Origin of the sequence: Flavonifractor sp. An306, assembly GCF_002159455.1 — a bacterium.
Lineage (GTDB): Bacteria > Bacillota > Clostridia > Oscillospirales > Oscillospiraceae > Flavonifractor.
On record NZ_NFIQ01000002.1, the window covers coordinates 87,320 to 110,464 of the forward strand.

The 23,145-nt window shown below is 57.4% G+C and carries 21 protein-coding genes, 1 tRNA gene, 1 pseudogene and 1 riboswitch; of the genes and pseudogenes, 8 read left to right on the top strand and 15 right to left on the bottom strand.

Features of this window, described 5'->3' with window-relative positions; translation table 11 throughout:
• The first annotated feature begins 20 nt into the window (after window positions 1-20).
• The 6 genes from B5F88_RS01010 (at window position 21) to B5F88_RS01035 (ending at window position 7,066) form a co-directional block, all read left to right on the top strand.
• The gene (locus tag B5F88_RS01010) at window positions 21-896 is read left to right on the top strand and encodes an energy-coupling factor transporter ATPase (RefSeq protein WP_087341140.1); all 876 of its coding nucleotides are present in this window, start codon (window positions 21-23) and stop codon (window positions 894-896) included.
• Window position 897: 1 nt separating this feature from the next.
• Window positions 898-1,710 (top strand): energy-coupling factor transporter transmembrane component T, encoded by an 813-nt coding sequence (locus B5F88_RS01015; RefSeq protein WP_087341141.1) that lies wholly within the window; start codon window positions 898-900, stop codon window positions 1,708-1,710.
• A gap of 6 nt (window positions 1,711-1,716) precedes the next feature.
• Window positions 1,717-2,466 (top strand): tRNA pseudouridine(38-40) synthase TruA, encoded by a 750-nt coding sequence (gene truA, locus B5F88_RS01020; protein WP_087341142.1) that lies wholly within the window; start codon window positions 1,717-1,719, stop codon window positions 2,464-2,466.
• A 32-nt stretch (window positions 2,467-2,498) separates the two neighbouring features.
• The gene (locus tag B5F88_RS01025; protein WP_087341143.1) at window positions 2,499-3,689 is read left to right on the top strand and encodes a DUF5711 family protein; all 1,191 of its coding nucleotides are present in this window, start codon (window positions 2,499-2,501) and stop codon (window positions 3,687-3,689) included.
• Window positions 3,690-3,706: 17 nt separating this feature from the next.
• Complete coding sequence (locus B5F88_RS01030) at window positions 3,707-4,426, top strand: CvpA family protein (RefSeq protein ID WP_087341144.1); 720 nt, start codon at window positions 3,707-3,709, stop codon at window positions 4,424-4,426.
• Between the two features lie 96 nt (window positions 4,427-4,522).
• On the top strand, window positions 4,523-7,066 hold the full coding sequence (locus tag B5F88_RS01035; RefSeq protein WP_087341145.1) for an ATP-dependent Clp protease ATP-binding subunit: 2,544 nt from the start codon (window positions 4,523-4,525) through the stop codon (window positions 7,064-7,066).
• 50 nt (window positions 7,067-7,116) lie between these two features.
• On the opposite strand, the gene B5F88_RS01040 is transcribed toward B5F88_RS01035, so the two are convergent.
• Complete coding sequence (locus tag B5F88_RS01040; RefSeq protein WP_087341146.1) at window positions 7,117-7,752, bottom strand: TetR/AcrR family transcriptional regulator; 636 nt, start codon at window positions 7,750-7,752, stop codon at window positions 7,117-7,119.
• 319 nt (window positions 7,753-8,071) lie between these two features.
• Between B5F88_RS01040 and B5F88_RS01045 the strand changes: the two genes are divergently transcribed.
• Window positions 8,072-8,145 (top strand) — tRNA-Gly (locus B5F88_RS01045).
• Window positions 8,146-8,266: 121 nt separating this feature from the next.
• Here B5F88_RS01045 and B5F88_RS01050 read toward each other — a convergent pair.
• From B5F88_RS01050 to B5F88_RS01065, 4 genes are all read right to left on the bottom strand, one after another.
• Window positions 8,267-8,521, bottom strand: coding sequence for a helix-turn-helix domain-containing protein (locus B5F88_RS01050; RefSeq protein WP_162612088.1), 255 nt, complete (start codon window positions 8,519-8,521; stop codon window positions 8,267-8,269).
• Between the two features lie 13 nt (window positions 8,522-8,534).
• The gene (locus B5F88_RS01055) at window positions 8,535-9,845 is read right to left on the bottom strand and encodes an FtsK/SpoIIIE domain-containing protein (RefSeq protein ID WP_162612089.1); all 1,311 of its coding nucleotides are present in this window, start codon (window positions 9,843-9,845) and stop codon (window positions 8,535-8,537) included.
• Window positions 9,823-10,785 carry a viral replication protein gene (locus B5F88_RS01060; RefSeq protein WP_087341149.1) on the bottom strand — a complete coding sequence of 321 codons (963 nt, stop codon included), beginning with the start codon at window positions 10,783-10,785 and terminating at the stop codon, window positions 9,823-9,825. The genes B5F88_RS01055 and B5F88_RS01060 overlap by 23 nt, the downstream gene beginning before the upstream one ends.
• Before the next feature lie 169 nt (window positions 10,786-10,954).
• On the bottom strand, window positions 10,955-11,284 hold the full coding sequence (locus B5F88_RS01065) for a hypothetical protein (protein WP_087341150.1): 330 nt from the start codon (window positions 11,282-11,284) through the stop codon (window positions 10,955-10,957).
• 273 nt (window positions 11,285-11,557) lie between these two features.
• Here B5F88_RS01065 and B5F88_RS01070 point away from each other — a divergent pair, with 273 nt between their 5' ends.
• Complete coding sequence (locus B5F88_RS01070) at window positions 11,558-12,541, top strand: hypothetical protein (protein WP_087341151.1); 984 nt, start codon at window positions 11,558-11,560, stop codon at window positions 12,539-12,541.
• 244 nt (window positions 12,542-12,785) lie between these two features.
• Here B5F88_RS01070 and B5F88_RS01075 read toward each other — a convergent pair whose 3' ends face one another.
• The 10 genes and pseudogenes from B5F88_RS01075 to B5F88_RS01125 form a co-directional block, all read right to left on the bottom strand.
• On the bottom strand, window positions 12,786-13,724 hold the full coding sequence (locus tag B5F88_RS01075; protein WP_087341152.1) for a M14 family metallopeptidase: 939 nt from the start codon (window positions 13,722-13,724) through the stop codon (window positions 12,786-12,788).
• Window positions 13,724-14,695 carry an ABC transporter ATP-binding protein gene (locus tag B5F88_RS01080; protein WP_087341153.1) on the bottom strand — a complete coding sequence of 324 codons (972 nt, stop codon included), beginning with the start codon at window positions 14,693-14,695 and terminating at the stop codon, window positions 13,724-13,726. The genes B5F88_RS01075 and B5F88_RS01080 overlap by 1 nt, the downstream gene beginning before the upstream one ends.
• Entirely contained in the window at window positions 14,688-15,467 is a 780-nt protein-coding gene (locus B5F88_RS01085) for an ABC transporter ATP-binding protein (RefSeq protein ID WP_087341154.1), read from the bottom strand. The genes B5F88_RS01080 and B5F88_RS01085 overlap by 8 nt, the downstream gene beginning before the upstream one ends.
• Window positions 15,460-17,919, bottom strand: a complete 2,460-nt coding sequence (gene nikC / locus B5F88_RS01090) for a nickel transporter permease (RefSeq protein WP_242959581.1) — start codon at window positions 17,917-17,919, stop codon at window positions 15,460-15,462. The genes B5F88_RS01085 and nikC overlap by 8 nt, the downstream gene beginning before the upstream one ends.
• Window positions 17,916-18,857 carry a nickel ABC transporter permease gene (gene nikB / locus B5F88_RS01100; protein WP_087341155.1) on the bottom strand — a complete coding sequence of 314 codons (942 nt, stop codon included), beginning with the start codon at window positions 18,855-18,857 and terminating at the stop codon, window positions 17,916-17,918. The genes nikC and nikB overlap by 4 nt, the downstream gene beginning before the upstream one ends.
• 42 nt (window positions 18,858-18,899) lie before the next feature.
• Complete coding sequence (locus B5F88_RS01105) at window positions 18,900-19,886, bottom strand: hypothetical protein (protein WP_087341156.1); 987 nt, start codon at window positions 19,884-19,886, stop codon at window positions 18,900-18,902.
• Between the two features lie 86 nt (window positions 19,887-19,972).
• Window positions 19,973-20,200: riboswitch (cobalamin riboswitch) on the bottom strand.
• 303 nt (window positions 20,201-20,503) lie between these two features.
• A complete protein-coding gene (locus B5F88_RS01110; protein ID WP_087341157.1) occupies window positions 20,504-21,817 on the bottom strand; it encodes a tyrosine-type recombinase/integrase in 1,314 nt (437 codons plus the stop codon).
• Window positions 21,818-22,210: 393 nt separating this feature from the next.
• Window positions 22,211-22,528 carry a hypothetical protein gene (locus B5F88_RS01115; protein ID WP_087341158.1) on the bottom strand — a complete coding sequence of 106 codons (318 nt, stop codon included), beginning with the start codon at window positions 22,526-22,528 and terminating at the stop codon, window positions 22,211-22,213.
• A gap of 3 nt (window positions 22,529-22,531) precedes the next feature.
• Window positions 22,532-22,789, bottom strand: a complete 258-nt coding sequence (locus B5F88_RS01120) for a phage holin (protein WP_087341159.1) — start codon at window positions 22,787-22,789, stop codon at window positions 22,532-22,534.
• A pseudogene (locus B5F88_RS01125) lies at window positions 22,786-23,145 on the bottom strand (hypothetical protein); the annotation flags it as partial. The pseudogene B5F88_RS01125 and the gene B5F88_RS01120, both read right to left, overlap by 4 nt.

Genomic DNA, 23,145 nt, shown 5'->3' on the forward strand with positions numbered 1-23,145 from the left:
TGTACCACCAAGATAAAGGAATGAGGCATTTGGAACCGATTATTGAGACCCGGCGGCTGAGCCACATCTACTCCGCCGGCACCCCCTTTGAGCACGGGGCCCTGGTGGACGTGGACTTTACCGCCTACCGCGGAGAGTACCTGGGCATCATCGGCCACACCGGGTCGGGCAAATCCACCCTGATCCAGCACCTCAACGGACTGCTGAAGCCCACCTCAGGGCAGGTTTTGTTTGAGGGCAAGGATATCTGGGAGACCAAGGAGCGCACCCGCCAGACCCGCTTTCAGGTGGGGCTGGTGTTCCAGTACCCGGAGTATCAGCTTTTTGAGGAGACCGTATATAAGGATATCTCCTTCGGCCCCCGCAACATGGGGCTGGATGAGGGAGAGATCGACCGCCGGGTGCGGCAGGCCGCCCAGTTTGTGGGCCTGAAGGAGGAGACCCTGGAGAAGTCCCCCTTTGAGCTCTCCGGCGGTCAGAAGCGCCGGGTGGCCATCGCCGGCGTCATCGCCATGGAGCCCTCGGTGCTCATTCTGGACGAGCCCACCGCCGGACTGGATCCGGTGGGCGTGGAGTCCATTCTGGGCAATATCCACGACTACCACCAGGCCAAAAACGCCACCATCATTATCGTCTCCCACTCCATGGAGGAGATGGCCCGGACTGTGGACCGGATTGTGGTGGTCAACGACGGCAAGATCCCCTTCTCCGGCGTGCCTCGGGAGGTCTTTGCCCATGGGGATGAGCTGGAGCAGATGGGGCTGGGCGTGCCCGCCATGACCCGGGTGTTCCACCGGCTGCGGGCCATGGGGGTGGACATCGACCCCTCGGTGTATACCATTGAGCAGGCCAGAGACACCATTCTGGCTGCCCTGGCCCGAAAGGAGGGGAAGTGAAATGGCGCTGAAAGATATTACCCTCGGCCAGTACTTCCCCGGCACCACCATCATCCACCGGCTGGACCCCCGGGTCAAGATTATCGGCACCATCGCCTATATCGTGGCCCTGTTCCTGGCCAAGTGGCTGGTGAGTTACGCCATTATGCTGGTGCTGCTGGCCGCCCTGATCGCCGTGTCCAAGATCGGTTTGAAGAGCATCCTGCGGGGCATGAAGCCCATCTTCATCATCGTGCTCATCACCGGCCTGCTCAATCTGTTTTACACCCCCGGCCAGGGGGAGCCGCTGGTCTCCTTCTGGGTGTTTACCATCTACCGGGAGGGTGTGTGGGCGGCCTGCGCCATGGTGCTGCGCATTGCCATGCTCATCACCTGCACCTTCCTGCTGACCTATACCACCTCCCCCATCCAGCTCACCGACGCCCTGGAGCGGCTGATGAACCCGCTGAAGGCTATCAAAGTGCCCGTCCATGAGCTGTCCATGATGATGTCCATTGCCCTGCGGTTTATCCCCACCCTGATCGAGGAGACCGACAAGATCATGTCCGCCCAGAAGGCCCGGGGAGCCGACTTTGACTCAGGCAACCTCCTGCAGAAGGCCAAGGCCCTGGTCCCCCTGCTGGTACCTCTGTTTATTTCCGCCTTCCGCCGGGCGGACGAGCTGGCGGTGGCTATGGAATGCCGCTGCTACCACGGCGGCGAGGGCCGCACCCGCCTGCGGCAGCTGAGGCTGACCGGTGTGGACTACGCCGCTCTGGTGCTGGCGGTGGCCCTGTGTGTGGCCATCGGCGTGCTGGGACGGTTCGGTTGGTGAGACATAATGAGAAATATCGCGCTGAGATTGATGTATGTGGGCACCGCCTACCACGGCTGGCAGGTACAGAAAAACGCCGTCACGGTGGCGGAGACCCTGGAAAAGGCCCTGGCCTCCGTAGTAGGGCACCCGGTCAAGTGTACCGGAGCGGGCCGCACCGACGCTGGGGTCCATGCGGAGACCTATGTGGCCAACTTCCGCACCTCCTCCCGGATCCCCTGCGACCGGCTTCCCCTGGCGGTGAACACCCGCCTGCCGGACGACATTGTGGTGGTGAAGGCCACCGAAGTACCGGAGGAATTCAACGCCATCGGCTCCTGTCTGAAAAAGGAGTACACCTACCGCATTTATAACTCCCACATCCGCAACGCCTTTTATGTGGACCGTGCCTGGTTCTACCCCAAGCGGCTGGACGAGCAGGTGATGCAGCGGGCGGCCTCTCATTTTGTCGGCACCCACGACTTTGCCGCCGTCCGTTCCGTAGGTACCGAGACCCGCACCACGGTGCGGACGGTACACTACTTTGAGATCTCCCGCAACGGGGATATGATTGCATGCAAGGTATGCGCCGACGGTTTCCTTTACAATATGGTACGGGCCATGGTGGGCACCTGCGTCTATGCCGCCGACGGGAAATTCTCCCCCGACGACGTACCCGCCATTCTGGAGGGGCGCAACCGCACAGCCGCCGGACCCACTGTCCCCCCCGGCGGGCTGTACATGACCAGGCTGTGGTACCAGGAGGACGTGCTGTAGCCCTCCGCATAATTCCCGGTGAGGAGCATACAATGGACGAGATGAACCCGGGCCGAAAGGCCCCGCCAGACAAGAAACCACCCAACCTGTTCGTCCGCTTTCTGGCCTTTCTGGTCACACTGGCGCTGATGGTCGGCGCGGTGGCGCTGGTGGTCAATTATGATAAATTGAATTTTGATTCCCTCAAGCGCTGGTTTACCTATCGCAATCTGGAGCGCAGCGAAAGCGGCCAGAGCGAATCCTTTGTGTTTGAGGGCGGAGAGTCCAGCCAGTTCGCAGTGTTGGACCACGAGCTGCTGGTCTGCTCCGGAAAAGATGTCCGCCTCTATTCCGGCAGCGAACAGGTCAGTCTGGACCAGGCGGTATCCATCCAGAATCCCGTGGTGGATACCGTGGGAAACGCCGCTCTGGTCTACGACGCCGGAGGTCAGTCCCTGTTCGTATACCGAGACCGGGCGGAGGTCTTTTCCCTGTCTCTGGAAGATGGGCAGCAGCTGCTGGCAGCCTCCATGAACAGCCAGGGCTGGCTGGTGGTGGTCAGCCAGGAGAGCGGATACAAGGGCATTGTCACGGTATATGACAACACCTTCTCTCCCCAGATCCAGCTCCACCTGTCCAGCCGGTTCGTGATGGACGCGGTGCTCTCCCCCGACAGCAAGTCCCTGGCCCTGCTCACCCTGGGGCTGAACGACAATGCCTTTGAGAGCCGGGTGGACTTCTACCAGCTGAACCGCACCGAGGAGGAGACCGAACCGGACTGGACCTGTCCGGTGGGCGGGGACGTAATCCTCGCCATGCGCTGGGACAACAGCGGCATCTGGGCGTTGGGAGAGACTTCCCTCTCCATCCTCTCCACCGACGGGACGGTGACAGGCAGCTGCAATTACGGCGACCTCTATCTCAAAGGCTTTTCCCTGGACGGGGACGGCACCGCAGTACTGCTGCTTGGCAAATTCCGGGCGGGCACCTCTGCGGAGCTGTGGGTGGTGAACGCTGACGGGGAAACCCAGGCCCTCCTGTCCATTGAGGAGCAGGTGCTCTCCCTCTCTGCCGCCGGCCGCTATGTGGCGTTGCTCACCGCCGACCGGCTGGACATCTATAATCAGGACCTGGAGGTCTACAGCACGCTGGAGGGCACCCAGGGGGCGCAAACCGTGCTCCAGCAGTCCGACGGCAGCGCTATGCTCATTGACAGTACCACCGCCCGTCTTTACGTACCCTGATTTTCGGGAGGCATTCCATGACAGCTTATCTTATTTTTGACCTGATCATTGTGGCAATCCTGATCCTCTTCGCCGCTCTGGGCGCGCACAGGGGGTTGATCCTCTCCCTGTGCGGTCTGCTGGCAGTGGTGGTGGCCTTTGTGGGCGCCAGCTTCGTGGCCCGCACCCTCTCTCCCATGGTGGCCGACGCATTGGAACCCCGGTTTGCCGCCGCTATTGAGGAACAGCTGAACCAGCAAATTCAGGACAGCCAGCTCCATACCGACCTCACTTCCGATGGGGAAAATGTCTCCCCTGATTCCCTCCCCCTCCAGGACGTACTGGACGCTCTGCGGGACATGGGCTTTTATGAGACCCTGGTCAACCGTGTGGACCAGGCGGTGGAGGATGGCATGACCGAAGTGGCCGCCAGCGCTGCCGCTCAGGTAGCCGCCGCCATTGCCCAATCAGCCGCCTACCTTGTTCTGTTCCTGATCTGTTTCGTGCTGATTCTGATTATCTGGAAGCTGATCAGCCATGGACTGGACCTGGTGGCCAAGCTGCCCGGCCTCCATTTCCTCAACAAGGGCCTGGGCGCCCTGTTCGGCCTGCTCAAGGCCTGCATCATCCTGTTTATCGCCGTCTGGCTGCTCCAGTTCTTTGGGGGAATCCTCCCCCGGGAGGCGGCGGAACACACCTACCTGCTGCGCTTCTTCATGTCCGCCGATCCCGCCGCGCTGCTGAGCGGACTGTCATAATATTTCAGAAATCGGGAAGGATTCATACCCAGTTCACAATTTCGGGTTAGAATCAATCCTCCGGGGGAATTTGTCCCCCAAAAGGAGCTGACACACATGCAACCTACACTCTGTTCCAGATGCCACAAAAATGTAGCCGTTATTTTTATCCAGAAGCTGGAGGGCGGAACCACCAAAAGCGAGGGGCTCTGTCTGAAATGCGCCAAAGAAATGGGCATCAAGCCTGTGGAAGATATGATGCAGAAAATGGGCATCACCGACGAGGACCTGGAGGGTCTGACCAATGAGATGATGTCCGCCTTTGGCGGCGCCGAGGGCATGGAAGGTCTGGTCCCCAACGAGGACGGGGAGCAGGATGAGGAGGACGAGGGCAAAACCGCCACCTTCCCTTTCCTGAATAAGCTGTTTGGCGCGGCTCAGAGTCCCCAGTCCCAGCCCCCGGAGCGGGATTCCGCCCGTCAGGAGCGGGGCGACAAGGAGAAAAAGGGCGACAAGCCCCCCAAGCGAAAGTTCCTGGAGAATTACTGTATTTCTCTGAGCCAGAAGGCCGCCGACGGCAAGCTGGACCGGATCATCGGCCGGGACGAGGAGATTCAGCGCACCATCCAGATCCTCAACCGCCGCCAGAAGAACAACCCCTGCCTTATCGGCGAGCCCGGCGTGGGCAAGACCGCCATTGCCGAGGGTCTGGCCCAGAAGATCTACCAGCGGGACGTACCCTACAAGCTGCTGGACAAGGAGGTCTATCTGCTGGACCTGACCGCCCTGGTGGCAGGCACCCAGTTCCGCGGCCAGTTTGAAAGCCGGATGAAGGGTCTCATTGAGGAGATCAAGAAGCTGGGCAATATCATTCTGGTTATTGACGAGGTCCACAACATCGTGGGTGCCGGCGATGCCGAGGGCTCCATGAACGCCGCCAACATCCTCAAGCCCGCCCTCAGCCGGGGGGAGATCCAGGTGATCGGCGCCACCACCCTCACCGAGTACCGGAAATACATTGAGAAGGATTCCGCTCTGGAGCGCCGGTTCCAGCCGGTGATCGTGGAGGAGCCCTCCATTGAGGACAGCGCGAAGATCCTGCAGGGCATCGCCCCCTACTATGAGAAGTACCACTTCGTCTCCATCTCCCCTGAGATGTGCCGCCTGGCGGTGACCATGAGCGAGCGGTACATCACCGACCGTTTCCTCCCCGACAAGGCCATCGACCTGATCGACGAGGCCTGCTCCGACGTCAACCTTCACAACAAGGCTCTGGCCCGTGAGGTGGAGGTGAAAAAGGAGCTGGAAAGCCTGGGGCAGGAGCGGGAGAATCTGATGGTAGAGGCCAACGACCGGGACTACAAACGTCAGACCGCTCTGAAGAACAACGAGAGCCGGCAGAGCGAGCTGCGCCGGGAGCTGAGCAAGCTCACCGCGGAGCACGACACCCTCACCGGAAATCCCGCCACCACCGAGGCGCTGGACGCCAATGAGCGGCGGCAGGCCACCTTCCGCAAGGAACTGGACAACCTCTCCCAGGAGCGGGACAAGCTGCTGGCCGACCAGGGCAGCAGCCGGGACTATGAGCGGCTGGCCACCATCAAGAGCCGGGAGATTCAGCTCCAGGATGAGCTGAGCAAGCTGGACGCTCAAAGCGCCCCTCCCCTGACGGTGGAGCACCTGGCCAAGGTCATTGAGCTGTGGACCAAGATCCCCGCCAGCCAGATTCAGGAGGCCGAGTACGAGCGGCTGGCCCATCTGGAGGACCGGCTGAAGGAGCACCTGATCGGACAGGACGAGGCGGTTCACGCCGTGGCCGCAGCCGTGCGCCGGGGCCGGGTGGGCATCGCCTCCAAGCGCAAGCCGGTTTCCTTTATCTTTGTAGGCTCCACCGGCGTGGGCAAGACCGAGCTGGTAAAGCGGCTGGCCATGGATATGTTCCACTCTCCGGAGTCCCTGATCCGCCTGGATATGTCGGAGTTTATGGAGAAGTTCGCCGTTTCCCGGATCATCGGCTCTCCCCCGGGCTATGTGGGTTATGACGAGGCGGGACAGCTCACTGAAAAGGTGCGCCGCAAACCCTACTGCGTCATCCTGTTCGACGAGATCGAAAAGGCCCATCCTGACGTGCTTAACATCCTGCTGCAGATTTTGGACGACGGCCATATCACCGACGCCCAGGGCCGCAATGTAAACTTTGAGAACACCGTGATCGTCATGACCTCCAACGCGGGCAGCGACGCCCGCACCTCTGCCGGCTCTGTGGGCTTCGGCCGTACAGCCGACCAGCAGGGCAAAGAGCGGGCTATGAAGGCGCTGGAGTCCTTCCTGCGGCCGGAGTTCATCAACCGGGTAGACGAGATTGTGTATTTCAACAAGCTCTCCGAAGACAGCTTCAAGGCCATTGCCGGCATCATGCTGGGCGAGCTGCGGGATACCCTGAAAGAAAAAGGGATTGTCTTTACCTGGGACGAGGCTCTGCTGGATCACCTGGTCAAGCAGTCCTACTCTCAGACCTATGGCGCCCGCAATCTGCGCCGCCAGATTCAAAAGGATCTGGAGGACGATATCGCCACCAAGCTCATCGACAGCTACCTCCATCCGCTTACCGCCATTCACGCCTCCGCAGATGGGGAACACGCCGTCATTACCGCAGAGTAAACAGCAGAAAGAAAGCGGCCGCCTCTTCAGGCGGCCGCTTCTCTCTTTCTTTATTGTCCGGTCTTTACCAAAGCGTCCAGCAGGAGGCGGGCGCCATGGACCAAATACTCTTCCCGGGAGAGGCCCAGCGTTTTTTGCAGGAAATCCTCCCGATACTCTGCCATATGAATAATCCCGGACAAAGCCGACCAAAACAGCAACACGGTCTCCATAGGCGGCAGCTTGGTACGTACCACGCCCTCCTCCATGCCCCGCACCAGGAAGGCAGACATCTCCTCGTCAATCTCCCCCGTTACCCGGAGGATATCCGCCTGGCCCTTCTGCATCTCTTCAGAGGTCTGGGCCAGGGGCATCACCCCTGTGGCGGCGTCATAGGCGGTTGGATTTTCATCGTAAAAGCGCACGATCACCCGGCACACCGCATCATAGGCCTGGTACCAATCCTTGTGGCTCTCAATGGCCTCATGCAGCTTCCGTTTCAGCAGCACGATGCCGCTGAGCAGAATGGCGTTAATAATCTCTTCCTTGCTCTGGAAATAGACATACAGCGTGGCTTTGCTGTACTCCGCTTCCCGGGCAATGTCATCCATCGTGGTCTTTTCCGTACCCTTTTCCGCAAACAGCCGCTCCGCAGCCGCCAGGATGGAGCCGCGATGAAATTCTGTCAGCGCCTGCTTCTTGCTCATCGTAATTCCAGCCTTTCCAATTCAATAATCGAACCTGCAGTTTAGTTATTATAATACCATGTCTCCTCCATTTTTGCAAGGGATTCCGCATGATACATTTTATCCGTATGACAAAAAAACTCTTGCAAAACAGCCGCTGCTATGCTATACTTTATCAGTCGGCTACCATAAGCAGGTATAGTTCAGTGGTAGAACGTCAGCTTCCCAAGTTTCACATCTGTCGGGAGAAAAATCTTGATTTTTCAAGGGGCTGCGGTTATAATGAGCAATATCAGCCGCTCATTGGAACGCTAAAAGGAACGCTATGAAAATTTGATATGCAGGGTTAGTACATCGGTAGTGCGTCGGCTTCCCAAGCCGAATAGGCGGGTTCGACTCCCGTACCCTGCTCCAAAAAGTTGCAAAATCATTTGATTTTGCAACTCTTTATTTCTGTTTCGATGCAAAATGTTACGATTTCTGATTTTGGATTTTTGCGCTGCAAAAATAGCGTATAACAGCAGAAAGAGGTTGCCTACTTCGGCAGGCAACCTCTTAAAATATTTTTCTGTTCCTGTTTGACTTCATGATCCCACCACTTTACAAAATCATCTGCCCGAACACGGTACTGCCTGCCGTTGACCTTGGCCGCTGGAATCCTGCCGGTTTTCAGCAGGCGGTCAGCGACAGGCCGGGAGACTTTCAGCAAGTCCATAATATCGTAGATCGTCAGGAACAGTCCCCGCTCACTGATCAGTGTCGCGGTATCAAATTTGCTTTCTTGTGCCATGGTCAGTACCTCGCTATAGGCCGTCCTGATCGAACAGGTAGCCCTGGAACACGGTGCCGTCGCCGGTGATAAAGCGGCCACGCGCATCCTTTGGGATTTGCTCGTCTGCGGCGGCGTTGCCCAGGATAATGCCGGAAAGGATGTTGTCAGCCCTGCCACAGACCCGGAAATCCATATTGCTGCGGATTTGGCCGGGGATCACGTTGGTGTCTGGCCGCTGGGTGGCGAGGATCAGATGGATGCCAAAGGCACGGCCTAACCGCGCCAGTGTCGCCAGCCGGTTTTCGATTTGGGACACCATCTCTCTGCCCTCCTTGCTCCGTCCTGTCCTGTCCAGCACCTCCGCCACCTCGTCGCAGGCGAAGATCAGCCGGGGGAGGGGGCGGGCCGCCGCCTTGTTGTAGGTGCTCAACTTGTCGCAGCCAGTATTGGAAAACAGCGCAGACCGTTCCTTTTGGATCGCCACAAGTTGGTCGAGGGTCTGGAGCAGGTCGCTTTCCGTAAAACACATCCTGCACCTTTCACGCCATGCCCTTGGGAAATCCACGCCGCCCTTGAAGTCGGCGACGTAGACCTCTGCCCCTTTCTGGAGTGCCTGCATGAGCAATAACTTCAACAAAAGGCTCTTGCCGCTCCCCGTGGAGCCGCCCAGCAGGATATGAGGGATCTTGTCCAGATCGACGGTCACCGGCCCCAGCAGGCTTTCCCCCAGGGCCAGGACAAAATCATCCCTGGGCAGATATTTGTCCTTCCAGTCGATGCGTTCCGGCAGGCCGCCCCTTGCGGGTACGGCATACAGCAGGACGCGTCGCTTGCCCTTTCCATACTTCACCTTTGCTATGGTAAGATCCAGGGCCGCCTCGATCCGGCCCTGCTTGTCCTCCCACTCTTTCAGGGGGATGCCTCGGTTATCGAACTCCCATATCGTGACGTTGGGGTGTTCCATGTCCCGCCGCTTGCGGAGCAGGCGGGGTGCCTCCCCAGCGTGGTTGACCAGCCCCACCCGCTGCAAGTCATCTTCCGCCGCTTTCCTGCCCATGGGGTACAGCATGAGCACCACCAGCGCCAACGCGCCAAGGAGCAGGTAGGCCGGGAAGATGTTTCGCAGCAGAGCGTCCATGACCGGGCTGACCAGTGGGGCGCTCTCCAGCAGCCCCAGGGCGTCCTTTCGTTTGCCCCATATCCAAACAGCCCCCACCAGATAAACGCCCACCCAGGGCGCCTTCAGCGGCAGATCAGACAGATCCACAAGGCCCAGCGGAAAACTCCGCCAGAAGTCGCGGCGGCCTGTCCGTGTCCGCCTATTCCGTTTTTCGTTTCGCATGATAGATCGCCTCCTGGATCGTGCCGTCACGCAGATACTCCCGAACCACATGGATGCGGCGCACAAAAGCCCGCCACGTTTCTGGCTTTCGTTTCTGTATTTCCTGATACTGTTCTTCCAGTGGAATGTTGGATGTGATATAAACCGTCGTATAGCAGGCCACCCGGTCACTGTACCGGGCCGGGAGCATCAAGGGGTAGACGTCCAAGTAGTTCAACATACTTTCAATGGGGATCTGTGAATGAAATTCCTCGAATACCAAAACCGGCTGCCCATGGTATGCGTCAAAGCGGACGCCGTTCTTCCCGCCATAGTCTGTAATGCGGCATATCTCGTCGGCGAGGTGGTCGTTGTATATGCCTCTCGTCTTTCCTGCGCCAGTTGCGCCAAATAAGTAATAGACCGTCAAATCCCTGTTCTGTCTGCGGTACTTCGCCGCTGTGACTGCCTCGCGCAGTGCTTCAATGTCCCTGACCTTGAAGGCAAAGCCTGGCGTTTCCTCAATGATCTCCAGGGTGGATCGCCCGTCCTTCACGCTCTGGAGCAGTTTTGTCATGGCGGGGGAGCGTTCCTCCTGTTCTGTCGGAGGGGTGCCCCATTCATAAAAACTGCCCTCTACCTGTGTCTCCGCTTTGTCTGTATCAGCCCATTTTCCAGTCTTTGCAATATAGTCCCGGTTTTGCTGCACGGTCCCCAGCGCCCTTTCGATGTGTGCTGTAGGAATCCTGTTGTGGATCGTGGAGAACCGTAGATTGGAGTGCGCGTACAAAAACACATGGGTATGGGGTGTGCCAGTAGACGCGATCTCGTCGCTGAGTGCGAAGTAGTCCAGGGAGAACCGGCTTAAAATGTCCAGCAGGCGTTCCCTGTCAAGGCCGCAGTCCTGGGGATTGTTGATGGTCAACTGCCATTTCCTGGATTGCGGGTCTGCTGCCGCCATCGTTGATCCTCCGTTCTCTGCGTATTTTGCGATTGCGATGTGCGATGGATAAAGGTGGGCAATGCTTACCCACCTTTATCCCCCGGCGGCGCTGCGCTTGCCGGAGGGGGATGCTTTCCCTAAGAGGAAATCATCTGATCCCCTCCGGCAGTTCCGCGCCGCCGCTGTCTTAGACGGGCTTCTTACCCTGGCTTACCAGCGACACGCCGGTGGCTTTCGCCGTGATCTGAGTGTGGCCCTGGCTCTCATAGGCGCTCACTTCCAGGCCGTCAAACTCCACTTCCACGAAGTTCTCCGGCTTGTCCAAGAGCTGCCTGCCTTCAATCTTGACGCCGATCTTCTCCAGACGCAGTTCGGGCAGAGCGACGATGTAGCGGTACGCCACAACCGTATCTGTGCGTTTGTTGTCGCGGTACTCATATACGGGCACAATATCCACCAGCAGTTTCTTCTGCCCCAGGCAGGCCGGATCGATGCGCATATCTCGGATATTCAGCATAGGGATGTTCTCCTTTCTTTCGTGATAGCCAGCAGGATGGGAGGCCACTCCATCCACTCACACCGGCCGCTATTGCAATTCGCATATTCATTAAACTAAAAATAGTCTTGACTTGTCAACGAATACGGGTTATCATTAACAGGAGAAAACCAGAAGATTTACAAAATTCGCATAAAGCAGAAAGAGGGTTTATGCGCTATGCCGTTCTTTCAGAGAAAACCAGAAAATTCGCATACGGTTTCCTGCAACATTCCACGCACAGAGCATTGCGCCATGGCCCTGTCGCTGGACATGGCGTACCAGACGGAGCGGATCATCATTGGGGAGATGAAAGAAATTGCCCGGTATTTCGAGGGCTGCGTCAACCCGGAGCCTGTGATCCTGGTGGACGAGGTGCGGCCCATGGGAACCATGATCTCCGAACTGTTTGAAACCCGCCCCTTGGATTCCATAGATGCTGCCACCGGCTTTCGGCCTGACACGGTACACCACAGGCCCGACCTGCTGGAAAAAGCCATGCGGGTGACGGCGGAACTCTACGCATCAAGCAACCTGGTATGGCGCTTTGTGGCCCTGCGGCTCTGGCAGGAGTATCAGGCCGTCAAGGATCTGCCGGAGACAAGTGAGATCAACGACAGGTTGGATCAGATCATCTGTCCTGTCCGCATCAGCCACGAGCAGCAGATCAAAAGTTGGCACATGGTCTACACCTACTCCGACCTCTACCGCTTTTTGGGCGGGGAATATTTCGACTTCCCGGCCTGGGTGATGTACCAGGCGGGCAGGCCCATGACGGTCTACCATGTAACCGACTTCTCCATCCTGCCGCTCTATGTCCACTATCTGAACACGGTCTACACCAAGCAGGCGTTCTTTCAATACTGCAAACGCTGCGGACGGCTGTATGTGGCCCAGACAGCCAAGGTCAAGGGCTTTTGCAGCGAGGGATGCCGCAAGGCCCAGCAGAGGGACAACCGAAAGAGGTACGACGACAGCGTGAAAGGCGACGCGGCGGAGAGCAACTACCGGGCCGCCTATATGTACTGGTACAACCGCATGAAAAAACTCCGCCGCGATTCCGACGTGGATGCCGGGCGCATGGCGGAGTTGGAAACAGCGTTCAAGGCGTTCCGGGACGAGGCGACGGAAAGAAAAAGGGATGTCCAGCGTAAAAAAGCGGACGTGGGCGCATTCATGGCCTGGCTGGATGAGCAGCGGGGTCGGTTCGACGAACTGGCGGAGGGCTTGCCCCTCTGATGGCGCAAAGAATGGGCGGGAGATCATCTCCCGCCCATTTCCAGATTGCCCCCAAATCACGCCCGCTCTGATACAGTAGATTTTCCTGCCTGGGTCGGGAACCGAGATATAGAAGCCTTTCCTGAACGCCAAATTCCGTTCCGGGCTTCCAAAGTTGATGTTCAGCCCCCTGTAGGAGCGGGAACACACAAAGGAACTGACTGAAAAACTGGCGCATTGCGGAAAGATCTTAGTCTTAGGTCGTCTATTCTTCTATCTTCCCATATGCAAGAAGGGCGTCTTCTGCTGCCACGCCCAAGGAAACAGTATGGTACAGCACTATGCCATCCCAGCGCGCATGGACCGTCTGGAGAATGTGCCCTTCCAGATCCTCGATCCTCCCCAGCATCTGTCCAGCAGAAATCAACCGTTCAGGCTTAACCTCGGGAAACCATAGGCCCGAGAAGTCCGCCTCCGCGTAACACATTTCCATCGTTTCCTTCTGACGGATATTTTTGACGGGAGCAGGTCCCATATCAAGATATCCCATCAGGCTTTGTATGCTGCGCAGTTCCATCTCCACCTGTTTTTCCGTCCAGAGGCCCATGCCGCCCACCTCCATCAGTAGAGAGGGAATACCGCACTGGGCTGCATAACTGTACAAGCCGTTTTGTACGGTGGATGGGATGCGGTACATCACTTCAAGATGCTGTGCGGCTGCCTTGGCTTGTGCAGTCACATCCGGCGCGGCCGTGGCCGGGTAAAACACCAGGGGCGTCATTGCCTCATTCACATCACCGCCGTGGAGATCAAGAAGGAAATCAGCATTCGGATAGATCTGCTCCACCACAGTGCGGGCGATCTCCTGGGCCATCGTACCTTCCGCCGGAGGCGGAAAGACCCGGTTGATATTCTTTCCATCACTTGGCACCACCTGCTTGCTGCCGGCATAAAAGCCCTCGCCATTGACCAGCGGCATTAGGATTACCCGTCCCCGGATCTGCGCCGGAGACAGAGTGGCAAAGAGCTGCCGCAGCGTCACGATGCCTACATATTCGCAGCCATGGACGCCTGCGGTCAGCACCAGAGTTGGGCCGTCTGACGCGCCGCAAAGCATCCAGACCGGCAGACCCGGACCGCCCCGCACGGGCAGTATGCCGGTGATTCGACCGGTATCCAACGCTTTCCTATCTATTATCTGCATTATGGTGCCTCCTGCGCAGGATGACTGTACTGATGGCAGGCTACCCAATGCTCCGGCCCCACGACGGTCATTTGCGGCATCTGGGTGCGGCAAAGCTCCGTACAGTGGGGGCAGCGGGTGTGGAAGGGGCAGCCGGCAGGGCGGTCAATGGGACTGGGTACCTCTCCGCTGAGAGGAACAATGGGTTTTTCGTGACTATCATGCAGGGAAAAGACAGACCCCAGAAGGGCCCGTGCATAAGGGTGGAGCGCATCTTCGGCAAGACGGCTGCTGGGGAGCGACTCCACCACTACGCCGAGATACATCACCATGATCCGGTGAGAAAGGGACTGGACCAGGGCCAGATCGTGGCAGACAAACAGGATGGCAAGTTCCCGCTGCCGCTGGAGAGCCACAAGCAGCTCCACCAACTGGTCCTGGGTGGAGACATCCAAGGCAGAGGTAGCCTCGTCACACAAAAGCACCTCGGGTTCCAGCGCCAAGGCGCGGGCAATCCCAAGCCGTTGGCGCTGACCCCCACTCATGGAGTGGGGATACCGATCCAGAAACTCCTGTGGGAGTTCCACCATTTCCAATAACTGCCTGGCTTTTTCCCGCAACTCCTCTCTGGAGCAGGGGGAGAAGTTGCGCAGCGGCTCCGTCACGGCATCCCACACCCGCATGCGTGGGAAAAAGGCGGCCGCGGGATCCTGAAAGACCATCTGGATATGTCTGCGGTGCCGGCGCAGGTTTTCGCCCTTCCAGCGAGTCACATCTTCCCCCTGAAACAAGAGATATCCCTCATCAGGCCGCTCTAACTGGGCCAACATCCGCAGCAGTGTGCTTTTCCCACAGCCGCTTTCCCCCACGATTCCCAGCGTCTCCCCAGAATAAAGACTCAGATCGATCTGCTGGCAGGCCGTTAGGGTTCTCCCATCTGATCGCCGGTAGCGGCGGGTAAGCCCCCGCCCCTCCAAAATACATTCAGACATAGCGTTTTCCTCCCAGATCCGGAACTGCCTGGAGCAGTTGGCAGGTGTATGGCTCCTGACTTTGCAGAAGGCTCTCCCGGTCACCTTGTTCCACAGTGCTGCCGTTTCGCATGACCAGGATGCGGCTGGCCATGTAGGCGGCCACCGCCAAATTATGGGTCACCAGAAGAATGGCCGTGCCATAGGTGTCCCGCAGCTCCAGCATCTGCCGGACAATCTGTGCCTGGGTGGTTACGTCCAGGGCGCTGGTGGGTTCGTCTGCCAGCAGAAGTTTGGGCTGGAAAGTCATAGCCATGGCAATGCCCACACGCTGGCGCTGGCCTCCGCTGAGTTGAAAGGGATAGCCGCCCAATATGCTCTCCGGGTCAGAAAGCCCCATGCGTTCCAGCATTTCCTTGCTCAGCGCCCCCGCCTCCTTTTTGGACAGGTCACTGTGGGTGCGGATATATTCCCGGAACTGGGAGCCTATGGTATGGATGGGGTTGAGCATAGCACCGGAATCCTGAAAAATCATGGAGATTTTTTTGCCCCGCAGGAAACCCCAGTCCTTCGGCGAAAGCCCTTGCAGCCGCTGGCCTTCAAAAGAGATCGTTCCTGCGGTCACGGCACCCCCTGGCGGCAAAAGCCCCAGAATGGAGCGGATAGCGGTGGTTTTGCCGCTGCCGCTCTCACCAACCAAGGCTGTGATTTCCCCCTCCTTCATGCGGAGGGAAAAGTCCCGCAAAACAGGGCGTTCGTCATAGGCAACCGTCAGCTGATTGATCTCAAGCATCGCCGCTTTCCTCCACCACAGGCGCGATCTCACTGGTGAGCCAATAGTAGTCGATGGTGGCGATCTCCGCGCCGGTGACCCGATCCACCCAGCTGATCATCCGGCTATTATAATAGCCATGGATGATGGTGGCCGCATCGTCGATGAGGATCTGCTGCATCTGGGTGATCAGTTCCAGTCTCCGGTCCTGGTCGGTGGTCACCTCCAACTCCTCAAAGCAGGCGTCATATTGCTCGTTATGGTAGTAGCCATAACTTCCCGAATTGCCGGAATACCAGTAGCTGAGGAAATCCTGGGGATCGCCGGTTCCCACAGTGGTGGTGTTGGCGGTAACCAGATCGAACTCTCCAGCGTTCTGGAGTGCGGTGATGGTGTCATAGTCGCTGACATTCAGCGTGACGCCGATGCCGATCTCCTCCAGCTGGAGGGCAATGGCCTGGGCAAAATCGTTGAGATTGCGGCTGGTATAGGCCAGATAAACCAGATCGATGTTCTCACCGTCCAGCTCCCGGATGCCGTCCCCATCGGTGTCCACAATCCCAGCCTCATCTAAAGTCTCTTTGGCTTTCTCAACATCGTAGGGATAAGGATTGGTAAGCTGATCGTAGTTGTAGGCCAAAGAGGACGGCAGCGCTGCAAAGCCCGGAGTATACATACCTGCCACTGTTACATTGCACATGGTCTCATGATCGAGGGCCATAAGAATTGCCTGCCGCAGGGCAGCATTGCCCAGAGGGCCGTTGAAGTTCATATAAGAATTGCCGGTGCGGACGCCTGCGGCGGTGGAGACATAAAAGCGGTTGTCCGCTTCCAGCTTCTCCAGATCACTGGCGGTGGTGATGTTTTCTACCAAATCTACATCCCCGCTCTGGAGGGCCATGGCTTTGGTAGAGCTGTCCTCGATGAAAAGAATAGAAACGGTATCGTAGGGAACTTCTCCGTTCCAGTAATACTCGTTACGGGATAGCTCAGCGCCTACACCGGCCTGCATGCTGTCCAGCTTATAGGGGCCGGTGCTGACGATGCTCTGCTCCACCACCGACACATCGATCACCGAGAAATAGGGGTAGGCCAGAATACCGGGCAGATTTCCCGTGGGACGCTGGCAGACCACGGTCAGGGTACCCGCTTCATCATCCGCCGTTAGAGCAGGCTCAGGCAGGTAGATTTCCGGATTGGAGTTGCCGGTGCCGCCCCGGTCGGCGTCTGTCTCAGCGTACAGCCGCTCAAATGCAGCCTGAACGGCGGAGGGGGTCACAGGATTTCCGTTGGAGAACTGGACGCCCTCACGAATATGCAGAGTCCATGTGGTGTAGTCATCCGAGTGTTCATAGGTGTCGCAGAGCCAGGGCTGAGCTACCACCTGGCTGTCAAATCGGAACAGGCACTCCAGGATGCCGTACCGCATTCCCGCCCAGCTGGAATTCACCGTGGTGATGGGGTCCAGAGAGTCGGAATAACTGTAACAGCCAAAATTCAGGTGGGTCGGCTCTTCTCCATTGGAAGAAGGCAGTCCGCCGCAGCCAGAGAGCACGCCGGAGAGCAGCATCGCCCCAGCCAGAAGGGCGGCAACCTTTGTGTGTGCATGTTTCAAACGCTTCATTTTGTCTCCTCTTTTCTTTGATTTTGAATGGGGCTGCGCCTCATTCTCTCTGGGGTCCAGAATATCTCGCAGGCTGTCTCCCAGCAGATTGAAGATCACCACCGTCAGAAAGATGGCAAGCCCAGGAAACACCATCAGCCACGGCGCCGATTCCATGTAGGCCCGTCCCTCATTGAGCATGTACCCCCACTCGATAGAGGTGGATTGAGCGCCCAGGCCTAAGAAGGAGAAGCCGGCCAACTCCAGCATCATCCCTCCAACATCGGTGGCAGCGGTAATGACCAGTGTGGGGAGGGCCGACGGCACCATATAGCGCAGCAGGATGTCCCGCTCCCGGGTCCCGGAGATCCGAGCGGCCAGCACATAGTCCTGGTGCTTGACCTTCAGCACCAAGCTGCGGGCCAGACGGGCATATTTCGTCCAGCTTACCGCCATAATGGCCAGGATGGCGCTGGTCATACTGCCCCCCAACATACCGGCCAGGGCAATGGCAAGAGCCATACCGGGAAAGGAGACCATCATGTCGGCAACGCGCATGATGATGGTTTCCACTATGCCGCCGACATAACCGGCCACGATGCCCAGGGCGCCGCCCAAAAGCAGAATGCTGAGCACCAGCACCATGGTGGATAAAATGGAGGTTCTGGTACCATAAATGACACGGGAGAACAGATCCCGCCCCATTTTATCCGTACCAAACCAGTGTTCCCCGCTGGGGGGCTGCACCGCATCCGCCAGAACGGAGCTGTTGGGATCATGGGTGGCAATGACAGGGGCCAGAATGGCCACCAAAAGAATGGCCAGGGCCATCAGACCAAACACCAAAAAACGCTTTTTCGCAGCGGTCATGCCTGCAACTCCTTTCTCAGCCGGGGATCCAGCCGGTTATAAGAGAGATCCACCACCAGATTGACCGCCATATAGATCAGAGCAATCCACAGTACATAGCCCTGGATCAGCGGATAGTCTCTGGAGGTAATGGCGGAGATCGCCAGGCTGCCCAGCGCCGGATAGGAGAAGATCACTTCCACCACGGCGGTGCCGCCCAGCAGAGAGCCCAAAGACAGCCCCAGCATGGTGATGAGGGGCAAAACAGCGTTTGGAAGCACGTGGCACCAGAGCACGCATCGTTCCGATAGCCCCCGGGCCCTAGCGCCTGCCACATAGTCCTGACGCAGTTCCTCCAAAATAGCCGCCCGAACCTGTCGGGCGTATTTGCCCGCCATGGCAATGGCAAGCGTCACAGCGGGCAGGATCAGCCGCTGGAAGTTCATTTGGTTGGACACCACCGGAAGCCATCCCAGTTTCATGGCTACCACATAGAGCAGCAGCAATCCCACCCAGAAATTTGGCATGGAAATGCTGATAAATGTGGTGCCTCGCAGGATATAGTCCAGTATGGTGTTCTGACGGAGGGCGGAACACACGCCGATAGGCACCGCCAAAACGACCATGATCACCAGCGACAGCAGCGCCAACTGGATCGTGGGCAGGACACGCTCTGACAAAAGCACTGAAACTGCCTCACCCTTCGAGTAGGATGTGCCAAAGTCCCCTCGTAGGCAGTTGGAAACCCAGCGTCCGTACTGGACAAAAAAGGGGTCATTGAGTCCCAGTTCCTCCCGAGTCTGCTCCAGGATCTCTTCCGAGGGGATGCTTCCGCTGACAGCGTACATGGCCCGGACCGGATCACCGGGCGAAATATGCATCAGCAAAAAACTGAGGAAACTGACACCCAGCAGCACCAGCAGGATGTGGGCGATCCGAATACCTAATTTCCGTTTCATCTGAATACCTCGCCAAAAAATAAGTCAGTAGCGCCTGGAAAATCAGGGATTTTCCTGCAACCCCAGTTGAAATAGGGCATTTGACCAGGAGCCGCAAGCCTTTTGCAGCCGCTTTCGGATCTCTGGCGGTACTTCTTGCCGGTTAGGCGGTCGGCCCAACTGCTGCATCAGTTTTCGCACCAGTTCCAGATCCTCCGCCGTCTGCGGATCTAACTTCAGCAGCCGGTAGTGGCAATCGTATAACTCCTGCCGATGTGCTGCTCTCTTGTGCCCTTTTCCCCTTTGCAGCGGCGCGTTCACAAAGGGCGTGATGCGCTGAACTGGTTCCAGATCTATCTGATAAAGGACATTCCGCCAGGATCCGAACCGCCGGAGCAGGGACTCTCGCAGAACTTGCTCCATTTCACTCCGAAGAGGCGAGCGGTTCAACCTTTTCGCAAGGGCTCTCAATTCTTGGAGCATACGCAGTTCATCATCCTTCAGATTTTCTTCTTTCTGCAGATGGACCGCCATCGCTTCCTCCACTCCGGCAGCAGCTAAAACCTCGCCCCAGGTCCGATAGCGTTTTTTCAGTTTCCGACATATCTCAGGCAGTTCGGACGGGTGCGGGATTCGGCCCAGTTGTTCCGCCATGCTCCGCACCTGATCGAGCATGTGCTGATATTCCTCGTTCTTCTGCGCCGTCTGTTCTAGGAACATCCCGCCCCGGCCTGCCGAACGACTCAGCCCTGCAGCACGCAATGCCCCCGGCCAATTTTTGAAACGAGTTTTGAGATATGTCCGCAGAATCCAGTGCACCTCTCCCTGAGAGGGCGAATACCCCAGTCGCTGGGCGCTTTCCCGCAGAAGGTCCAACAGCTCCTCATCGGAAAAAGATGCGTAGATCTGCGCACCTTCCTCTGTGTCAACAGAGTAGCGAGAGTCGTCTTTATCAAAGACCTCCCCATGGGACTTGGAACCTTCCGCTATCATGTTGAGAATCATTTTTTTCTGTTCCTGCAGTTGATTCTTGTTGTTATCTCCCATCATTCCTGTCCCCCCTAAAAAAACGGCTGCGGATCTCAGGATCCGCAGCCGTTCTTCCTGCGCAACAAATGCCAAGTGCGGCGTCCCGCACCTGGTTTGTCACTTTTTGTAGGTCTTCTGACTTGCGCTTGGGGCAGGTTTCCCTGCCTTCGCCGGTCTGCTCTGCCTTCTCAGGGCACGTCCCCAATGGCGAACTTTCGTTGACGAGCAGCGGACATCACGCATACAGCGGCGGTTACCGTCCGGGATTCTCACCCGGTTCCCTTGTTCAGCCGCCCGGATTCTCCGGAACGGCCACAAAAAGTTAAATTGTTTTTAGTATAAAAAAGCGGCCTTCCCTACTTGGAAAGACCGCATGGATACAAAACAGCCTACGACTCCCAAGAAGTGCTCCCTAATGTACGATCACGGCCGGCTGACATTTTTCAACGAACACGGCCCCTTGCGCCGGATTCTCACCGGCTTATGATAAAGAGCACCTGCGTTACACAAGTTTCTCATCGTATCTGTCTGCTATTCACTTTGTTGATTCAGTCTACCACAAAATCTCGCTGATTGCAACCATATAAATTATGCCCCGGAGCAACGCTTGAAATTACCCCGTTTCAGCCAGAAGATAGTCAAAACTCCTTCAGGTCATCCACCGAGCGGGGGACATAGCGGTTTTGGGTCATATCCAGGTGGGCGTAGATCTCCATGGTGGTGCGGATGCTGGAATGGCCGATGGACTTGGAAAATGTGGCGAGGTCAAAATCGGGATCGTTCTTGTGCTTGATGTAGTAGTGCGTCACATAGGTGTGGCGCAGGCCGTGGACGGTGACTTTGTGGGACAGGCCGATGGCCTTGCAGATCTTGTCGTGGGTCTGTTTGGTGCTGCTGTGGCCGCTGCTCCCATAAGGGAAGGTGGACGAGCTGCAGATATACTTGTGTTCCCGCTCGATGGCGGAATATTGCTCCCGGACTTTCTGCTTCGCGATCTTCTGCTCTGTGCCGGAGAATTGCAGTTCGGCCTGCCGCAGCGCCTCTTTTTTGCGCTGTTCGATCAGGGCGGACTGCTCCTCAAACTGTTCGCGGAGCATTTTCAGATCGTCCGCCGCCTGCCGGTTGAGAATGATGACACGCTCTCCCGCTTCGGTTTTGGGGGTCTGCGTCACCTTGCCGTCCTTGGTGTAGACCACGTTCTTGTCGATGATGACCGTCTTACTGTACTCGTCGTAGTCCGCCCAGGTGAGGGCCAGGGCCTCCCCCAGCCGTAAGCCGGTGTGGAGGATGAACAGCAGTTTGTAACCGGCAGGGTGTACCATCAGCGTCTCCCCGGCGTATTTGGTGTACTTCTGGGGGACATAGGTGCGTCTGCACTCCGTCTCATAGGCCGCGATCTCCGCATCCTTTAGCCAGTTGTTCTTCGCCAGTTTCTCCGTGTCTTGTTTTTTCTGCGTGGGTATGGTAATATCCAGAACAGGCACCATCTCTAAAAAGTGCTTGGATGCGGCCATTTTCAAAATGCTGTTCACGGCGATTTTGGACTTGCTCATGACGCTTTCCGAGTAGCCCTCTTTCGCCAGGTCAAAGATCATCTGCTGCACCATGTCACTGTCAATGTCCCGCAGCATGACTTTTCCCAGGTAGCCGTTGACGCGCTCCACGTTCTGCCGCAGGGTTTCATAGGCGGTGACTTTCAGATTGCTTTTTTGCTTTTCCTCAAGGAACACCTGGGAGAAGGCCGCGAAGGTGACGCCGCTCTCCATCAGGGCCTTTAATTTGTTGGCGTCCGCGTTCACATCGCGCAAAAACGCCTTGGCCTCTTTCTCTGTCTTAAAGTAGCGGGTTTTCTGCTTGCCCCGGCTGTCCAGGACGGTGGCCTTCCATTTCGACTTCCTGCTCGGCTCGTCCACATAGGTGATCTGGCCGCTGCCCTTCTTCCTGCGCTCCATGTCATGCACCTCTTTTCCTTGCCCCTATTGTACCTCGGTGGGGATGGAAAGTCAACGGAAGTGGAACACTATTGGAACGCTAAATGAGTGAAAAAAAGTATAAAATAGTTAATGCGAATTAAAATAGTGATTTTCAGTATAGACTTATATACACTGAAAATACAACATTTTTTAATTATGCGAATTGTATAGAAGATTTAGCCTATATGTTTCCCAAGCTGAATATGAGGGTTCGATTCCCTTTACCTGCTCCAAACCAAAAACCGCTGGATTCCTTGGGATACAAGGAATCCAGCGGTTTCTTTTTGCAGGTCGCTTCCCTTTATTTAGGTAAAATCAAGCTACTTCCCGTTTGTTGAGTGGTGTAAATGGTGGTGGTAAAGCTTTAAGCCTTTACCCCACTCCAAACCGGGCCAGCAGATACCCCACCACGCCGGTGAGAAGAGCGGCCACCACCGCCTCCCACCGCTTGCCAGGCTTCTCCTTGATGGCGTTCAGGTCTGCTGAGATGGTGGCCAGCTGGGAGGCAATGTTGGTGTACTGGGTGGTGACGGTGGCCATGCCCCGCTCCAGCTCTCCCAGCCGGTCATAGATCTTCTCATGGGCCCGGGAGCGGGCTTCTTTTTCGCTCTCCAGAGCCCGCTCCAAGGCCTCCACCCGGGTGATGGACACGCAATTGATGCCGTTGATGGGACAATCATTGTCAGGCATGGATCAGCTCTCCTTGGGTTTGTCGTAAGTAAGGGCCTGGGTGCTGTCGCTCATGCCCTTGGTGGTAGGATCGGCCACCACGCCCAGGATGGCCAGTACCGCAAAGAGGGCGTTAACCACCGCCAGCAGCCTGTTGCCCAGGTCGCCCAGCTCCAGGGTGTACCCAAACACCGCAGCCACCACCTGGACCAGCAGCAGCACAGCGGGGATTAGAGACAGCCAAAACGCCTTGTTGGCAAAGCGCACCTTCCAGTTGATCATGTGCTCACCTTTCCTTTCTGGACCGCCCGCTTGGCCATGATCGCCGCCTGATAGCGGGGGATCAAACCCATGGGGTCGGTGCCGTCGGTAATGCCCATGGCCACCGCTTCCTCCAGCTCCTTCTTCGCCCAGCCGGGCAGAGGGAGGGATGCGGTATAGGCCGTCAGCTCCTTGTAGATTTCCTCTCCGTTCATTGTATCACCTTCCAATTTTGCATTGACCTGCTTGGCGATGTCCCCCATACGGCTGTACAGATGGTCCCCGGGACAGGCCTTGTTGGCAAACCACCGGTGGACGGTCAGGTTCTGCCTGTCCACCTGGCCCACCAGGGACTTGTCCCCCTGCCACAGCAGCTT